Source organism: Gemmobacter nanjingensis (genome assembly GCF_014652195.1).
GTDB classification, from domain to species: domain Bacteria; phylum Pseudomonadota; class Alphaproteobacteria; order Rhodobacterales; family Rhodobacteraceae; genus Gemmobacter; species Gemmobacter caeni.
Genome location: NZ_BMYI01000026.1, coordinates 16,921 through 33,189, shown reverse-complemented (window position 1 = coordinate 33,189; position 16,269 = coordinate 16,921). Strand labels below are relative to the sequence as shown.

Genomic DNA, 16,269 nt, shown 5'->3' with positions numbered 1-16,269 from the left:
GGAGTGAAACCCGCCCTTGACCCAAAACTGAACCGAAATCCATAATCAGAGGTGGGTCAAATCTCGATGGAAAACCCGGGTCACTTCTCAGTGGAAATCAACAGTTTGGTCATAGGCTTTCCTCGCTTTCCGCGAGAAACCTTGTCAGAGGCATAAGGCTGAAATATATGCAAGTTTATGTATCTATACTTGCGATTCAGGTAAGTAATGTTCAGCTTGGCCATCAGCGATATCCGCCTTCTGAAAGTCTTCCATTGCGTCGCAGCCGAGAAGGGGTTTGCGCCCGCGGCAGCTAGGCTTGGCCTCAGCGAAGCAGCAGTCAGCCGGGCGATGTCAGATCTTGAGGCCCGCATAGGGCTTCGGCTCTGCACACGCGGCCGCGGCGGTTTCATGCTGGAGCCGGATGGCGAGTTCGTGCTTCAGGCTGCCCAACGGCTCATGAACGCCATGGATGATGTTTCAGACCAGTTGAGGGGCTACAGGCTGGGCATGAAGGGCGAGCTGCGTCTTGCCATCACCGAAAGCACACTTTCCGATCACAAGAACCGCGTTTCGGAACATATCGCGCGCTTCAAAGCCCGCGCGCCAGATGTGCGGATCGAGTTGATCGTCCTGCCTCCCTCGGGTGTGCGTGCATCAATTCGCGACGGCAGGGCACATGTCGGTTTTTTACCTGCGCACTCCCGTGCTGACGATCTGGATTATCACGAGCTGCACAGAGAACGGATGTCGCTTTATTGCAGTCAGGGCCATCCGCTATTCGGGCGCATCTGTAACATGGAAGATATCTGTGCCGCCGAGATTGCATCGCCAGACTATCTGTTGAGCGACAGGCTCGGCGTGCATGGTGACAAGTTACGGATCGTCAGTCGGACAAACTCGATTGAAGGTATCGGCATCCTTGTCATGACGGGGAGCTATCTGGGGTTTCTGCCAGATCACCTCGCACTGCATTGGGTTCAGCAAGGCCAGCTGCAAGAATTGATGCCCGAGGTGTTCAGCTACCATATTCGCTTTTGTGCAATTGCTCGTTCTGATCGCAAGGACAGCAGATTGATCCGGTCCTTTCTGCGCGAACTTTCCGGGTCCGGGCCTGAACTTCCCGATGGGTGATACGGCCGCATTGGCCGACGAGATATCCCTGTCTTCCCGGGCACTGGCATCCAGAAGAACTTCGCCGAAAAGGCCAGGAGGCTGGGCGCTCTGGTCGTGAAGCTCAACGAGGAGACGTGGGCTTCTTTTTCCCATCGCGGGGAGATGGTTTCTTCGCTCTGGCATCATAACCAGAACATGACGGTATGCGCACGCAGCTTCCCGTGCCGCAGAGGTGCCAGCCGAGCCGGACAGGGGCAGATATCATCCGGCTTTGCGCCATCGAACGTGATATCCGACAGCCGAAGACCGGCGTCGATCTTCATATCATTCCGCGCATGTCGGCCGGAAAGCTGAGCCGCAAGGCGGTCCGGTACGCTCATGTCGAAAGCAGAGGCGCTGCCCGTGACCCGCCGTTGCGACCTGACAGACCCGGCCGATGTTCCCGTCAGGGTGCGCTCCGCCTTGTCGGGCCAACGGGGCGGCGCATGGACACATGGCAGCTACGGGGCCAGTCTTTTCTGGGGCAGAAGCAATTCACCAGCAGGAGTGGGTTCGCCGAATACCAGTCCTCGCCCCCAAACCGCAGGCCGCGCGACGAGATTGCGGCCTGTTTTCGGGGATGGCCCCTTGATCTGCCGCCGGTGTCAGCCGATCAGAATCGCCCTGAAATCGTTGACATTTGTCAGTGTCGGCCCGGTCACCACCTGCCCGCCGATGCTTGCAAAGAAGTTGTGGGCATCATTGGCGGCCAACGCGTCGGCAGGGGCGACCCCGGCCGCCTTTGCTCTGGCCAGCGTATCAGGGCCGATCACCGCGCCCGCGACTTCGGCGGCGCCGTCAATGCCGTCGGTATCGCAGGCAATGGCATGGATACCTGCCGCGCCCTGCAAGGCAATGGCGAGGGCAAGGCAATATTCCGCATTTGGCCCGCCGACGCCCTTGCCGCGACGGGTGACTGTCAACTCGCCGCCGGAGATCAGCAAAAGCGGCGCATCGCCTGGCTTGCGCGCGGCCTGCAGGCGCAGGGCCTCGGCTGCATGGGTGTTTGCGACCTCGCGGGCCTCGCCCTCCAGATCATTGCCAAGGCTGATGACCTTCAGCCCCGCCGCTTCGGCCAGCGCGCTGGCAGCCGCCAGTGATTGCGAAGGCGCGGCGTAAATCAGGTTCTGAACCTTTGAAAGGCGCGGATCTTCGGGGGCCAGCACGCCGCTTTGCGACAGCGCCGCTTGTGCAGATGCGGGCAGCGGGATCTGCCATTCCGCCGCGATCTGCGCAGCATCCGCCGCCGTTGCCGCCTCGCCCACCGTGGGGCCAGAGCCGATCAGCCCCGGTGCATCGCCGGGCACATCGGAAATCAGCAAGGTGAGCATCCGGGCAGGATAGGCGGCGGCGGCAAGCTGCCCGCCCTTCACCCGGCTGAGATGCTTGCGCAGGATGTTCATTTGCCCGATGGGCGCACCCGAGGACAGCAGTGCCTGATTGACCGCCTGCTTTTCCTCAAGGGTCATCCCGCCCGCAGGCGCACAGAGCAGGGCCGAAGCCCCGCCCGAGATCAGCGCGAGCACGAAGTCATCTGCATTCAGCCCCGCGACCAGATCAAGCATCCGCGCGGTGGCGGCCACCCCGGCGGCATCGGGCACCGGATGCGCGGCTTCCACGATCTCGATGCCGCGACAGGGGCGGGCATAGCCGTAGCGGGTAATGACAAGCCCCTCGCAGGGACCCCAGGCCGCCTCCACCGCCTCGGCCATGCGGGCGCTGGCCTTGCCCGCCCCGATCACCACGACTCGCCCCGCAGGCTTTGGTGGCAGATGTGCGGCAAGCGAACGGATCGGGTCTGCAACCTCCACCGCGCGGTCAAAAAGCTGGCGCAGCAGCAGGTGCTCGGGGCAATCGGCGGTCATTTCGAGCTCTCTCCGGGGGGTGGTGGAAAGGTGGCGCGGCAGGCTCACCGTCTGGCGCCGGGCAAATCGGGCTTGCGCAGGGCAGGACAGAGCAGAGTCCTAGCGCATCATACGCGGCCGGTCCAGTGCGCTGCGGCAAAGGCCGGTAACCGATGCGGGTTTTCCTCTCCGGGCAAAGTGCGTGCCATGCGCGGCCCCGAAGATCCTGATTGTCGTCCTGATCGGTTTCGCCCTGATCCCGATCCTTCTGCCACCCGCATTTCTTCTCCATGCTGCATCTTGCCGCGCAAGGCTCTGATCGCCGAGGCTGGCGGCAGACATCATGACGCGGTGATCGCGGCGGTGACTTGCCTGTCGGTCGAGGCGCCGGGTGATCTGGTCCGCGCCGGACAGTTCGATAGCACACACGGCGCCGGGGCTTGTGTCGAACCCCGGCGCCGTCTTCATTTGCCGTAAAGCTGATCCGGCAGCCACAGCGCCAGTTGCGGGAAGATCACCAGCAGGATCACAGCCAGACCGAAGAGCAGGAAGAACGGCACCGAAGCCCGCGCGACCCTTCCCAGCGGCCAGTTGGTCAGCCCTTGAAGAACGAAAAGGTTGATCCCTACCGGCGGTGTCAGCAGGCCGATCTCGACCATCAGCACCAGGAAAACGCCGAACCAGACCGGGTCGTATCCGGCTGCCGTCACCAGCGGCAAGGTCATCGGCAGCGTCATCACGATGATCGCCACCCCGTCAACGAAGACCCCCAGAAGCAGGTAGAACAGCGCCAGCAGCGCGATCAGCGCGAGCGGATCAAGGTTCATCGCACCGATTGCCGCACCCAGTTCCTGCGGCAGGTGCAGATAACCGAGCGTGGTCGACAACAGCGAGGCTGAGACCAGGATGATGCAGACCATCGTGCTGGTGCGCACGGTACCCATCAGGCTGGCCCGGATCAGCCCCCAGTTCAGTTCGCCAAGCAGGATCAGCAGACCGAAGGCTGCGAAGACCCCTACTGCCGCCGCCTCGGACGGTGTCGCGATACCCGAATAAATCGCGCCCAGCACAATCCCCATCAGGGCCACCACGGGCAGCAGATCCAGCGCCCCCCGCAGATAGTCGCGCAGTCCGAAATCCTGATGGCCAGCCGGGGCAATGCCGGGGCGGATCAATGCCATCAGCATGATGAAGCCGGAATAAAGCCCCGACACCATCAGCCCCGGCAAAACCCCTGCCGCAAAGAGCCGGCTGACCGAGACTTCGGCGAGGATGCCGTAAATGATCATCGCGATGGACGGGGGCAGCAAGAGCCCCAGGCTGCCCGCCCCGGCAAGCGAGCCGACCGCGATGTTCTGGTTGTAGCCGCGATTGAGCAGTTCGGAGGACGTGATCTTGCCCACCGTCGCCGTGGTCGCGGCAGAGGAGCCGCTGACAGCGGCAAAAAGCGTGCAGCCCAGGACGTTGGTGTGCAGCAGGCGCCCCGGAATCCGGTCCACGAAGGGGGTGAGCCCCCGGAACAGCCGGGCCGAAACCGACGACCGGAAGATCAGTTCGGCGACCCAGATGAACAGCGGAACAGCAGCCATTTCCCAGGTGGAGGCGCTGCGGTAGGTGATCGTGCCGGCAATTGTGAAAACGCGGTCAAGCGGCATCCCGACCAGGAAATGCAGCCCGGCGACCGAGACGAGAAGCAAGCCGACAAAAATCCAGACCCCGCTGCCGAGGGTCACGACAAGCATCGCGATCAGCGCCAGGCCGGAAACGAGCGGGTCCATGTATTCCCTTTCTGCCTGTGCCTACAGGTCGTTCTGGAGCGGGTCTTCGTCTCCCGGTGCCACCGGCCCCGGCAGGTCGAAGATCTGGCGCAGCGTCCAGGCGAAAACCTGGAGGCCGAAGATCATGAGCCCCGCGGCGCAGACCGCCTCGGGAATCCAGAGCGGGATTTCGGCAATCGAGCTTGATGTGCGGCCGCGCTCGAAGCTGCGCAGTGCCGATCGTGCGATCACCCAGGCGATCTGCGATGTTACCGCCAGCGTGGTGATCCCGCAGAAGGTTTCGACCATGCGGCGCGCCCGGCCCCGCAGACGGTCGACCAGCAGGCCGACCCGCACCAGCGCCGAATGCTCGAAAGCGTAGCCCAGCGACAGGAATGTCGCCCCTGCAATGCCGTAGCCGACCATCTCGTCCAGGATGAAGGTTGATCGGTCCAGCAGGCGCAGCACGATCTCCAGAAGGATATGCAGTGTCATCCCCACCACCAGCAGAGCGGCCAGAACCGCAGCGGCTTGTGACAGGGCAAAGACCCCGCGCTGAAAAAGCATCGCCGGCCGGAGCCAGCCGGCGATGTCTCGGGTGTCAGCGGCGCTCGTCATTGCGCGCGTTTCGCGTCGAAGGCACTCAGGATGGCGTCGGCATCGGCGCCCATCTTGCCCTTCCATTCCTCAAGCGCGGGTTTCGCGGCCTCGGTCAGCGCGGCGATATAGGCCGGATCAACGCCGGTCACTACGGTCATGCCATGGCCCTGCATTTCGGCATAATTCTGCGCGACACGGTCCTCAAGCAGGTTCCAGCCAAAATCCTCGGCGGCTTTCGCGGCTTCGGCCACCCAGACTTTCTGCTCGTCGCTCAGCGCCTCATAGGCGTCGCGGTTCATATGTACGAATTGAAGTGGCATCGCATAGTTCACCTCGGTGAAATGCGATTGCTGTTCCCAAAGCTGCGAGGCCGAACCGCCATCGGCGGAGGTCAGCACGGCATCAATCGCGCCCGTCGAAAGCTGCGGCACGGTGTCTGCCCAGCTCAGCTGAACCGGGGTGGCGGGGGTGTTGCCGAAGGTGATTGTGCCATTGGCATCATAGGTGCGCAGCTTGACGCCCGACAATGCCTCAAGCGAGTCGAGCGGCTTCTTGCCCCAAAGCCCGCTCGGCGGCCAGGGAGTCGCAAACAGCAGCACCTGATTGTCGTCGGCCAGTACCGCCTCGTAGTAGGGCCTGGCGATCTCGTAAAGCATGCGCTCTTCGGCGGGGGTGGCGACAAGGAAGGGGATCGAGGACAGGATGAACACCGGGTTAATCCCTGACCACGGCGTTGCAAACGACGATGCGATGTCCAGCGCGCCGTCACCGACCGCGTCGTACTGGTCAAGCGACTTGTAGCCAAGCGCGGCACCGTGATGGGCCGTCACCACGATGTCACCGCCGGAGACTTCCTTGAGCGTCGCGATGAACGTGTCGGCCGAACGCGCATGGACCGAGTTCGGCGGATATTCATTCGCCAGATCCCAGGTGACGGTTTGCGCCCAGACGGGCAGCGCAGAGGTGAGAAAGGCCCCGAGCAGAAGCGATTTCGTCAGCGTTTTCATGATGTCTTTTCCCTGTTGCTGTTCTTTGTCTTTGCGTGGAAGCGGGGCAGCACGGGCCGCCCCGCCGGTATCATCCGCGGCGTTGCGCGGGATAGTTTCTGTCAAGGAAGGCCGCAGTGTACTTGCCCGAAAGGGCATCTTCGGCCACGGCCCCGGCGCTGCGTTCGGCAGGGGTGCCGTAACCGCCCGAACCGGGGGTTTCCACGATCACTGCCTGATCGCGGCGCAGCGGCACGGCGGATGGTTTGGCAACCAGCACGGTCTCACCCTCGGGTCCGGTCAGCACGAAGCGTCCGGGGCGGCCTTCCGTCCCGCCGAAGATTCCCCATGGCGCATGGGCGAACCGTTCGCCCGCGCCATTGAAGGTGCAATCGTGTTCCACCGGCGCGATCACCCGGCGCAGGCCCGCGCCGCCGCGATAACGCCCGGCACCGCCTGAATCCTCGACGAAGCCATAGCTGACGACCCGCAGCGGATATTCGGTCTCGATGGCTTCAATGGGCAGGTTCGACGTATTGGTGATATGCACCTGAACGCCATCTTTGCCGTCCCGGTCGCTGCGCCCGCCTGCACCGCCGCCCAGGGTCTCAAGATAGAGGTACGGCCTGCCATTGCGCGGGTCGATCCCCGAGAAAACTGCGGTGGTATTGGCCCCGTTGGAGGCCCCGACTGCCGCATCGGGAAGGGCGGGCGCCAGCGCGCCGATGATCACATCCACCAGTCGCTGCGAGGTATTGAGCCGTTGCGCCACCGGCGCGGGGGCGATGCAATCGACGATGCTGCCAGGCTCGGTCAGCAGTTCGCAGCAATCCAGGATACCCTCGTTGTTGGCAATCTCGGGGTCGAGCAGCGTTCGCAGCGCATAGGCGACCGCCGCCTTGGCAGCATTGCGCGTCAGGTTGATATTGCCCTTGACCTGTGGTGCCGAGCCACGCAGGTCGAACACCGCCCGGTCCCCGGTGACCGTGATTTCCAGTCGGATCGGAATGTCGCTGGTGCCGCAGCCATCATCGTCCATCACATCTTCGAAGCGATAGACCCCGTCGGGCAGGCCTGCGATGGCTGCGCGCATCCGTGCATGCGTCCGCGTCAGAAGCGAGTCCCACACCTGTTCGATCAGCGCGGCGCCATACCGCTCGGCGATCTCGCCCACCCGGCGCAGGCCCAGACGGCAGGCCGCGATCTGCGCGAAATGATCCCCCCGGCGTTCCTGTGGAATCCGCGCATTCAGCAGCAGGAGGTCCAGAATATCCTGTTGCAGTTCTCCGGCGCGGAACAGCCGCACGACAGGAATCCGCAGCCCCTCCTGATAGATTTCGGACATGCCGCCCGCCATTGATCCCGGCACCATGCCACCGATGTCAGCATGGTGGGCGATGTTGCATACAAAGCCCAGAAGCCGCCCGTCGACAAAGATCGGCGCCGCATAGTTGATGTCAGGCAGGTGGGTGCCACCCGCGACATGCGGGTCGTTTGCCACGAAGATATCGCCTTCGCGGATGTCCTCCGGGGCGTAGCGCGTGAGCACTGCCTGCATCAGCCCGGTCATCGAGGCCAGATGGATCGGCAGCGACATTTCCGCCTGTACGATCAGCCGTCCGGCGCGGTCACAGATCGCGGTGGAATGATCGTGACGTTCCTTGATGTTGGTGGAATAGGCGCTTTTCATCAGCGCGATGAAGGTCTCGTCCACGACTGAACGGAAGGCCGAGGCGACGATTTCGACAGTGATCGCATCGGGGCCATCGCTTGCAGTTGCGGTGGCGGCGGTCAGGGTATCATGGAGGGTCAAAGCTCGGTCTCCCCGCGGGTGATCAGGATGTTACGGGCGCCGTCGACGCGGACGAGGTCGCCGGGGAACAGCAGCAGGGTCGAGTCGAACTGGTCGATCACTGCGGGGCCGGTCAGTTCGGTGCCGGCTGCCAGATCATCCCGGTCGTAAACCGGCGTGTCGAGCGCCTGCGACCCGCTGAACCAGACCGGGCGTCGGCTTTTCGGCTGCGGCACACGCGAGGCGGTGGCGCGGCCCGGCGGGCTGCCGATTTCAGGGCGTGCGCCCTGAGGCGTCAGGCGCAGAGCCATCACCTCGACCGGGTCGTCTGCATTGAAGAATCCGTAGGCCCTGGCATGGGCCTCGAAAAACGACTGCCTGAGCGTTTCGAGATCAGTCAGCGCGCCGGTTACCGGGATTTGCAGCTCATAATTCTGACTGATGTAACGCATGTCTGCGACCAGAGTGGCGCTCCGCTCGTTCGCAGGTATCGCTTCGGCCTCGAACCACTGATCGGCCTCGCGCCGCATCTCTTCGGCCAGAGCCTCCAGCGTTGGCCCTGCGGCGGGTGTCAGCGCGATGCGCTGCGAGCGCACCAGGCTTTCCGACCGGCCCGCGACCAGCAGCCCCTGCGCACAAAGGATGCCGGGTGACAGTGGCACGAGGATCTGCGCGATCCCCAGCGCCCGCGCGCAGGCCTCGGCATGCAGCGGCCCCGCGCCGCCAAAGGGCATCAGCACGAAATCGCGCGGATCGTGCCCCCGTTCGACCGAGATTGCACGGATTGCGCGCACCATATTCGCGGCCATCACGTCAAGGATGCCGCGCGCGGCGGTCTCGACCGTGCAGCCCAGCTGCCCGGCGACGCGGCCAACCACCCGGAACGATGCCTCGACATCCAGTGACATGTCGCCACCCAGCAGGCCGCTGGTAGAAAGCCGGCCCAGCACCACATTGGCATCTGTAACCGTCGCCTGATCGCCGCCCCGGCCATAGCAGGCAGGCCCCGGACGGGCGCCTGCGCTGGCGGGGCCGACCTTCATCAGCCCGTCACGGTCGAACCATGCCAGCGAGCCTCCACCCGCGCCGACCGTGTTGATGTCGACCATCGGCATGCGCACCGGAAAATCCGCCACATCGCGGTCGAAGGCGAGACCGATCGAACGGTTCCGGATCAATGCCACATCCGCGCTGGTGCCGCCGACATCAAAGGTGATGACATTGGCAACGCCCGATTGCATCGCGGTATGGATCGCGCCGTTGGCGCCCGCTGCCGGGCCCGACATGGCCGTGCGGATCGGGAATTCTCGCGCCGTCCCGACCGACATCAGCCCGCCGCTCGACTGGTTGACGCCAAGGCTCGATTTCGGCGAGCGCGTCGCCACCTCGGCCTGGAGGGTATGCATGTACTGCGCGAAGGCCGGTTGCAGATAGGCATTGAGCAAGGTGGTCGAAGAGCGTTCATATTCCCGGAATTCGGGCATCACATCCGACGAGGCCGACACCGCCACTCCGGGCAGCGCGGCGACCAGCCGTGCCTTGACCGCCTGTTCATGCGCCGGGTTGAGATAGGCAAAAAGGAAGGCAATTGCGACGGCCTCGACCTGTTCAGCGCGCAGGGACTCAATGACCGCATCCACGCTGGCCATGTCGAGAGGCTCGACCACGGCGCCATCGGCCCCGATCCGCTCATCAACTTCAAACCGCAGATGTCGCGGGGCCAGCGGCGGCGGGAAATCTGCCTTCAGATCATACATCTTCGGGCGGATCTGGCGGCCGATTTCGACGAGGTCGCGGAAATTGCGCGTTGTTACCATCGCCACCTTGGCACCAGTGCGCTGGATCAGCGCATTCGTGGCAACGGTGGTGCCGTGCCCGATGGCGCGTACATCGCCCAGATCAAAGCCTGCCTTCTCGGCCAGCGCGTCGAGCCCGGCGATGATTGCCTCGGCGGGGTTCGCGGGCGTGCTGGAGACCTTGTTCAGGGCGATACGCCCGCTGGCGCTTTCGATGGCGCAAAGATCGGTGAACGTGCCCCCGACATCGACGCCTATCGTCCAGGTTTCGGCCATGTCATGAATCCTCTCTGTATTCCATAAAAATACACAATGTATAATGTGCGTCTGTCAACAGTTTCTTGTCAGGATCATTCCGAGTTGGAAAACAGGTATGCGCGGCTGTATACGGCGCGTGGCATCCATGCAGCGGAGGCGGTAAGATGGTGAAAAAACCGGCGGCGGCGAAACCGCCCGCGGAGCGCGGGGCCGAACATGTCTACCGCATGCTGCGCCAGGCGATTCTGCGCATGGAACTGCGGCCTGGCTCCGATCTGGACGAGGTGGAGATCTCTGCGCGCTATGAGGTGTCACGCACGCCCGTGCGCGAAGCGCTGATCCGGCTGACGGCCGAGGGTCTGGTACAGGCGGTGCGCGGTCGCGGGTCGCGCGTGGCCGCGATGAACCTGTTCGATTTGCGTGATTTCTTCGAATCGCTCGATCTCTTGCAGCGTGCGCAGACCACGCTGGCCGCCGTTCGCCGGACCGAAGCGCAGATGCAGGCGATCGAGGCGGCGGCGCTGGGCTTCGAACAGGCCGCGCCACGCCGCGACGTCGATGCGCTGAACGAGATGAATTTTCGGTTTCATCTGGCGATCAGCGAGGCGGCGCATTCGATGCACCTGCATCACGCTTATGAACGTGCGCTGATCGAGGGGATGCGGGTCGGGCACGTCAGCTTCATCGAACATGATGGCGCTGCGGCGCGGCTGCAAAACCACCTGGATCTGACGATCGCCGATCACCGTGAGATGGTCCGGCTGATTCGCGATCAGGATACCACGGGCGCAGAACTGGTTGCCGCGCGCCATGTTGCGCTGTTCCGGGACCGGATCGTGGCAACCGTGCTGACGCCGGATGCCACGCGTCGCCTGCACCCGCCAGCGTAAGGCGTGCCGCAGGAGTTGCACATATATCCGGTTACAGGCTTTCGCTTGTTCTATGATCCGAATCTTATAGCGCGGAATTCAGCTTCCAGCTGAGCAGATACGCTTAGAGACGCGCCAAGATACTTGTCACCAGATGGCTCGCTTTCAGATCATGCACAGATGAAAATGGTCATCTGGATTGTTTGGCCCCTTGGTGCGGGCTTATTGAAAACGGCGGTGGAGCTCGCGAAACGGGCGCCATATGCGCCCCCGATATCAGAGAAGGTTTTGCGGCCCGGTTGTCGCCGGGCACCGCAAATCATTGCGCCAATCCACCGCCGAAGCCCGTTGAACCGGAGCCCCTTAGGCCAGCATCGAGTCGAGTGACTTGCCCGCCTCAAGCGCTTCGTTAATCCAGCGGGGTTTGCGGCCCCGGCCTGACCAGGTGAGGTCAGCATTTTCCGGGTGGCGGTATTTTGCAGCCGCAGGCGCGCGTTTGCGGGCGGTTGCCGCTTCGGCAAGAGCTTCGAAAGAATAGCCGAGTTCGCGGGCCAGTTCATCGACCTTTGCGCGGGCTTCGGCCTTTCTTCTATCCTCGAATGAGGCAATTGCCTTTGCAACCGACTTTTCGAGTTGCTTGAGCTCACTAAGTGAAAACGCGTCCAGGTTGATTTCAGTCATAAGGATCCCCTTCCTTTGCCCTATTGGTAAGGCAGGCGGCACTATAGGGCAATTCCCCATGCTGAGAAATGCCGTGTAGTGCTGGCGGATCATATAGAATTCCCGGTCGATCCGGATCAAATTGCGTCGCCGCTGATCTGAAATAACTCCGGGCTTTTGTGGAATGGGTTGCGGGTCTGAATTGCCTCAGACCCTGTGACGCTGGGTCTTCTGCGAGGGGCTTGCTGCCAGGAGATGTCCTGGCAGCAAGGGGATATCGCCGCTGTCCGGCGGCTTCCGCTTTGGCAGAGGGTCAGGTAGGCAGACCTTCAAAGCACCATTGGCAGGGCCTTGAGAAAGCTGTCATTTTCTTCCGCAAGCGCGACGGTGACGCGTGCCCAGTCAAGAAACGGGCTTTCCTGCCAGCCTTTGATCAGCACGCCCTGATGCCGCAGCGCTTCGGCCAGTTGGGCGCCTGGCAGCCGGGTCCTGAAGAACAGAAAGTTGCCCTGTGACGGGGCGACTTCGATCCCCATAGCGGTCAACGCTGCGGCGATCCGTTTCCGCTCGGCCCGGATATGGGTTGTGGTGCGGTCAAGATGCGCGTCATCGGCCAGAGCGGCCAGCGCGGCGACACCGGCCAGCGCGTTGACCGCGAAAGGGTTGCGCGTTTTGCGCAACGCCCGCGCCATCCCGCTGTCCGAGCAGAGGCCGTAGCCCACCCGTGCGCCCGCCAGCCCGTAGGCTTTGGAAAAGGTCCGCAGGCTGATCCAGGCGTGGCCTGCGCGGTCAAGCAATCCGGTTGCCTCAAAGGCCAGATCGCCTTCAAGATACTCGCGATAAGCCTCGTCAAAAACGATCAGCGTCCCCTCGGGCACAGCCGCCAGCAGGCGGGTCAACTCGCCTTGCGAGATGGCCGGACCCGCCGGGTTCGAGGGGGACGAGAAGATCAGGATGCGCACGGGCTGTGCCATCGCCTGGATGAGCCCGTCCACCGGGAACCGCCAATCGGCGGGGAAGGGCACCTTCTCCACCACGGCCCCAAGGCTCAGCGCGCCGAATTCATGCAGGCCAAAGCTCGGGCAGATGGTGACCACGCGGTCGCCGGGCCGCAGGGTGGCGCGGTAGATGGCGCCGATGAGATCCTCTGACCCATTGCCAAGGATGATGGTTTCAGCGTCGCGGCCCGTGCGGGCGGCAATTGCCTGACGCAGGGCGGTGTCACCGGCATCGGGGTAACGGCCGACACCTGCGGCTGCGGCGCGGATCTGCTCGATCGCTGCGGGCGACGGGCCGAAGGGGTTTTCGTTGCTGTCCACTTTGGCCAGCGCATCACGGCCATAACGGGCGCGGAACTGATCCAGCGCAAGCCCGGCATTGTAATCGGGCAATGCGGCGATTTCGGTGCGGATCAGCGCTGCCGAGGAAGGGGAGGTCATGGGAAACACCTTGTCAGGGAGTGAAGATCTTGCCGGGGTTCATGATCCCCGACGGGTCGAGCGCCCGCTTGATCTGGCGCATGACATCCAGTGCGGCGCCGTGTTCGGCCTGCATGTAGCCCATCTTGCCGAGGCCCACGCCGTGCTCGCCTGTGGCGGTGCCCCCCATGGTCAGCGCGATGGAGATGAGCCTGGCATTGATCTGTCGCGCCACCGCAGTTTCCTGCGCATCTTCCGGGTCGAACATCAGCACCAGATGAAAGTTGCCGTCACCCGCATGGCCGATCAGCGGGGCGATCAGCGCGGTCTTGTCGATTTCTGCGCGGATTTCGGCGAGACAGTCAGGCAGGCGCGAGATCGGCACGCAGACATCGGTCGAGATGCCCTTGATCCCCGGTCGCAGCGCCCGCGTCGCGTAAAGGGCATTGTGGCGCAGCCGCCAGATACGGTTGGCGGCCTCATGGTTGTCGGCGGTCTCGACATGCAGCGCGCCGCTGCCTTCGGCCAGCTCGGCGAACAGAGTGGCGTCATGGGCCACTGCGGGCGCCGAGCCGGTGATTTCCACCCACAGGGTCGGCCGTTCCGGCAGGGTGGACCCGGAATACGCGTTGATGGCCTGCATTTGCAGGGTATCGGCAAGTTCGATCCGGGTCAGGCCCAGGCTGGATTGCAGCGCCGCCACCACACAGCTGGTGGCCGCTTCCAGATCCTCGAATGCGCAGAGGAGCGAGCGCGAGGCCTCGGGCCTGCCGAACAGCCGCAATGTCACTTCTGTGATGATACCCAGCGTGCCTTCTGCCCCGACGAACAGATGCGTCAGGTCGTAACCTGATGCTGATTTGCGCGCCCGCCCGCCGGTGCGGATCACCCGCCCGTCGGGCATCACCACGGTCAGGCCCAGCACCAGTTCGCGCATCGAGCCGTAGCGCACCGTGGTCGTGCCCGAGGCCCGGGTGGAGGCCATGCCGCCCAGCGTGGCATGCGCGCCCAGATCGACCGGGAAAAACAGCCCGGTGGCGCGCAGATGCTCGTTCAGGTTCTGGTGGATCACCCCGCATTGCACGACACAGTCCATGTCTTCGGCGTTCACTGCCAGCACCCGGTCCATGCCCGACAGATCAAAGCTGATGCCGCCATGCGGCGCCAGCACCTGCCCCTCTATCGAGGAGCCTGCGCCGAAGGGAATGACCGGCGCGCCATGGTGGTGGCACAGCGTAACCGCTTCGGAAACTTCTTCGGTTGTCTGGAGGAACAGAACCGCATCGGGCAGGGCCTGTGGCAACCAGCTTTCGACAGAGCCGTGCTGGGCCCGGACAGCCTCGGCGCGGCTGAGGCGGCTGCCGAAACGGGCCTCCAGCGCAAGAATCGCAGCCTGCACACCAGCGCAAGGGTCGGTTTGGGTCATGATCTTTTCCGGGGTTGGGAAAGCGACGATGGGACGGACCTGCCAACGCGCCACATCTCCGGCCCGGTATGACACCGGACCGGAGAGAATTGCGCAATATCAGGCCTTGAACCACCAGCGCTCGCCGCAGCGCGCGCCATCCAGTTCCCAGTCATTGGCGATTTCGCCATGACCGATCTTGTCACTGGTAGCATCCAGGAAATCGGCCCAGATCGGAGCCACCAGCCCGGCATCTTCCCAGATCAGGCTCTGGCATTCCCAATAAAGCTCCTTGCGGCGGGTCTCGTCGGCTTCGCTGCGGGCGGCAACCAGCGTCTTGTTGAATGTGTCATTGTCCCAGCTGCTTTCATTGTAGCTGCCGATGCTTTGACGGGAATAGACCAGCGTCAGCATCGCGTCTTCGTTCACGCGGCCCGACCACCGTGTCGCGAACATCGGACGTTTACCCCAGATGTTGGACCAGTAGCCGTCATCCGGCTCCCGCTTGACCTCAATGGTGATCCCGGCGCGGGCTGCCTGTTCGGCGTAAAGCTGCGCCATGTTGGTGGCCCCGGTGAAGGGCAGTTCGGCGACGTGCAGCGGCACGGTCAGCCCGGTGGCCCCGGCCTTTTCCAGCAGCGCCTTGGCCTGATCCGGGTCATAGGAATGCTGCGGGAGACTGGAGTTGTGATAGGCATAGGCCTTCGACAGCGGCTGGTCATTGGCGATCGAGCCATAGCCCCCCTGAATCTTGGCCAGAACCTCCTCCCGGTCGATGGCAAGCTTCATCGCCAGACGCACATCACGGTCCTTGAACAGCGGATCGGTGACGTTCATGGCAAAGCCGTGGTGCAGCTTGCCCTGGGTCTGGATCAGGTTGATGCCCGGCATGGCCTGAAGAAGCGGCGCGGTGACGGTATCGACAAAGCCCATGGCGTCGATCTGGCCGGTTTGCAAGGCGGTGGTGCGGGCATTGATATCGGCGATGCAATGCAGTTCGATCGCGTCGAAATGGGCGCGACCCTCTTTCCAGTAGTTCGGGTTCTTGCGCACGACGCTGCGCAGGCCCGGCTCGTAGGTTTCCAGAATATAGCCGCCGGTGCCGATGCCCTTGTCGAACTCGCGGTCTTCGGCTGGCACGATCAGCATGTTGATCATCGACAGAATGGCAGGGAAACCCGCATTCGGACCGTCCAGAGTGACCGTGACCTCCATCGGGGCGGTGACGGCCACATCCTTGACCGCCAGCATCAGTGCCTTCGCGCCCGAGATGGTATCCGGTCCGCGGTGCAGGTTCAGCGACCAGACCACATCCTCGGCGGTCAGTGGCTTGCCGTTGCTGAAGGTGACGCCGGAGCGGATCTTGAAGATCCAGGCCGACATATCGGCATTCGGCCCCCATTCGGTCGCCAGTTCCGGCACCAGCACGCCGCCGGGGCCCATTTCAACCAGGCAGTTCCGCAGCTGATATTGCAGGTGCATCATGAAGCGGTATTCGTTGACCTGCGGGTCCAGCGTGTCGGCCGTGCTGAAATCCGAGATCCCGAGCCGGAACGTGCCGCCGGACCGGGGCGTGTCCTGTGCGAAGGCCGGACGGGCGTGCAGGCCAAGTGTGGCGGCGACGGACATCGCCCCCATGCCGAGCAGAGCGGAGCGACGGGTGGTGTATAGAGCCATCTGGCTTTCTCCCTGTTGACGGCGCCCCTTCTGTGGAGGCGCCGGATCTGTGGATGGTCGGCAGTCTGGTTCG

12 protein-coding genes are annotated in these 16,269 nt (G+C 63.5%); 2 read left to right on the top strand and 10 right to left on the bottom strand.

Features of this window, described 5'->3' with window-relative positions; translation table 11 throughout:
• Window positions 1-207: 207 nt before the first annotated feature.
• On the top strand, window positions 208-1,113 hold the full coding sequence (locus tag IE126_RS23170) for a LysR family transcriptional regulator (protein WP_108128777.1): 906 nt from the start codon (window positions 208-210) through the stop codon (window positions 1,111-1,113).
• A 626-nt stretch (window positions 1,114-1,739) separates the two neighbouring features.
• On the opposite strand, the gene IE126_RS23165 is transcribed toward IE126_RS23170, so the two are convergent.
• The 6 genes from IE126_RS23165 to IE126_RS23140 form a co-directional block, all read right to left on the bottom strand.
• The gene (locus IE126_RS23165) at window positions 1,740-2,999 is read right to left on the bottom strand and encodes a glycerate kinase type-2 family protein (RefSeq protein WP_189382536.1); all 1,260 of its coding nucleotides are present in this window, start codon (window positions 2,997-2,999) and stop codon (window positions 1,740-1,742) included.
• Window positions 3,000-3,442: 443 nt separating this feature from the next.
• On the bottom strand, window positions 3,443-4,756 hold the full coding sequence (locus IE126_RS23160; protein WP_108128775.1) for a TRAP transporter large permease: 1,314 nt from the start codon (window positions 4,754-4,756) through the stop codon (window positions 3,443-3,445).
• Window positions 4,757-4,777: 21 nt separating this feature from the next.
• Window positions 4,778-5,302 (bottom strand): TRAP transporter small permease subunit, encoded by a 525-nt coding sequence (locus IE126_RS23155; RefSeq protein WP_189382534.1) that lies wholly within the window; start codon window positions 5,300-5,302, stop codon window positions 4,778-4,780.
• 47 nt (window positions 5,303-5,349) lie between these two features.
• On the bottom strand, window positions 5,350-6,342 hold the full coding sequence (locus IE126_RS23150) for a TRAP transporter substrate-binding protein (protein ID WP_189382532.1): 993 nt from the start codon (window positions 6,340-6,342) through the stop codon (window positions 5,350-5,352).
• Between the two features lie 70 nt (window positions 6,343-6,412).
• The gene (locus IE126_RS23145; RefSeq protein ID WP_108128773.1) at window positions 6,413-8,134 is read right to left on the bottom strand and encodes a hydantoinase B/oxoprolinase family protein; all 1,722 of its coding nucleotides are present in this window, start codon (window positions 8,132-8,134) and stop codon (window positions 6,413-6,415) included.
• Window positions 8,131-10,185 carry a hydantoinase/oxoprolinase family protein gene (locus IE126_RS23140; protein ID WP_108128772.1) on the bottom strand — a complete coding sequence of 685 codons (2,055 nt, stop codon included), beginning with the start codon at window positions 10,183-10,185 and terminating at the stop codon, window positions 8,131-8,133. Before IE126_RS23140 ends, IE126_RS23145 begins: the two co-directional genes overlap by 4 nt.
• Window positions 10,186-10,331: 146 nt before the next feature.
• Between IE126_RS23140 and IE126_RS23135 the strand changes: the two genes are divergently transcribed.
• Window positions 10,332-11,057, top strand: a complete 726-nt coding sequence (locus tag IE126_RS23135) for a GntR family transcriptional regulator (protein WP_108128771.1) — start codon at window positions 10,332-10,334, stop codon at window positions 11,055-11,057.
• 342 nt (window positions 11,058-11,399) lie between these two features.
• On the opposite strand, the gene IE126_RS23130 is transcribed toward IE126_RS23135, so the two are convergent.
• From IE126_RS23130 to IE126_RS23115, 4 genes are all read right to left on the bottom strand, one after another.
• Window positions 11,400-11,717, bottom strand: coding sequence for an H-NS histone family protein (locus tag IE126_RS23130; RefSeq protein ID WP_054303305.1), 318 nt, complete (start codon window positions 11,715-11,717; stop codon window positions 11,400-11,402).
• Between the two features lie 308 nt (window positions 11,718-12,025).
• Window positions 12,026-13,135: an aminotransferase class I/II-fold pyridoxal phosphate-dependent enzyme gene (locus IE126_RS23125; protein WP_189382530.1), complete on the bottom strand. Its 1,110-nt coding sequence runs from the start codon at window positions 13,133-13,135 to the stop codon at window positions 12,026-12,028.
• A gap of 13 nt (window positions 13,136-13,148) precedes the next feature.
• A complete protein-coding gene (locus IE126_RS23120) occupies window positions 13,149-14,540 on the bottom strand; it encodes an FAD-binding oxidoreductase (RefSeq protein WP_189382528.1) in 1,392 nt (463 codons plus the stop codon).
• 99 nt (window positions 14,541-14,639) lie between these two features.
• Window positions 14,640-16,196, bottom strand: coding sequence for an ABC transporter substrate-binding protein (locus IE126_RS23115; protein WP_189382526.1), 1,557 nt, complete (start codon window positions 16,194-16,196; stop codon window positions 14,640-14,642).
• Window positions 16,197-16,269 lie beyond the last annotated feature (73 nt).

Excerpts from the sequence above, each read along its gene's own strand:
- IE126_RS23170 (WP_108128777.1), top strand. The coding sequence starts at position 208 with ATGTTCAGCTTGGCCATCAGCGATATCCGCCTTCTGAAAGTCTTCCAT.
- IE126_RS23165 (WP_189382536.1), bottom strand. The coding sequence starts at position 2,999 with ATGACCGCCGATTGCCCCGAGCACCTGCTGCTGCGCCAGCTTTTTGAC.
- IE126_RS23160 (WP_108128775.1), bottom strand. The coding sequence starts at position 4,756 with ATGGACCCGCTCGTTTCCGGCCTGGCGCTGATCGCGATGCTTGTCGTG.
- IE126_RS23155 (WP_189382534.1), bottom strand. The coding sequence starts at position 5,302 with ATGCTTTTTCAGCGCGGGGTCTTTGCCCTGTCACAAGCCGCTGCGGTT.
- IE126_RS23150 (WP_189382532.1), bottom strand. The coding sequence starts at position 6,342 with ATGAAAACGCTGACGAAATCGCTTCTGCTCGGGGCCTTTCTCACCTCT.
- IE126_RS23140 (WP_108128772.1), bottom strand. The coding sequence starts at position 10,185 with ATGGCCGAAACCTGGACGATAGGCGTCGATGTCGGGGGCACGTTCACC.
- IE126_RS23135 (WP_108128771.1), top strand. The coding sequence starts at position 10,332 with ATGGTGAAAAAACCGGCGGCGGCGAAACCGCCCGCGGAGCGCGGGGCC.
- IE126_RS23130 (WP_054303305.1), bottom strand. The coding sequence starts at position 11,717 with ATGACTGAAATCAACCTGGACGCGTTTTCACTTAGTGAGCTCAAGCAA.
- IE126_RS23125 (WP_189382530.1), bottom strand. The coding sequence starts at position 13,135 with ATGACCTCCCCTTCCTCGGCAGCGCTGATCCGCACCGAAATCGCCGCA.
- IE126_RS23120 (WP_189382528.1), bottom strand. The coding sequence starts at position 14,540 with ATGACCCAAACCGACCCTTGCGCTGGTGTGCAGGCTGCGATTCTTGCG.
- IE126_RS23115 (WP_189382526.1), bottom strand. The coding sequence starts at position 16,196 with ATGGCTCTATACACCACCCGTCGCTCCGCTCTGCTCGGCATGGGGGCG.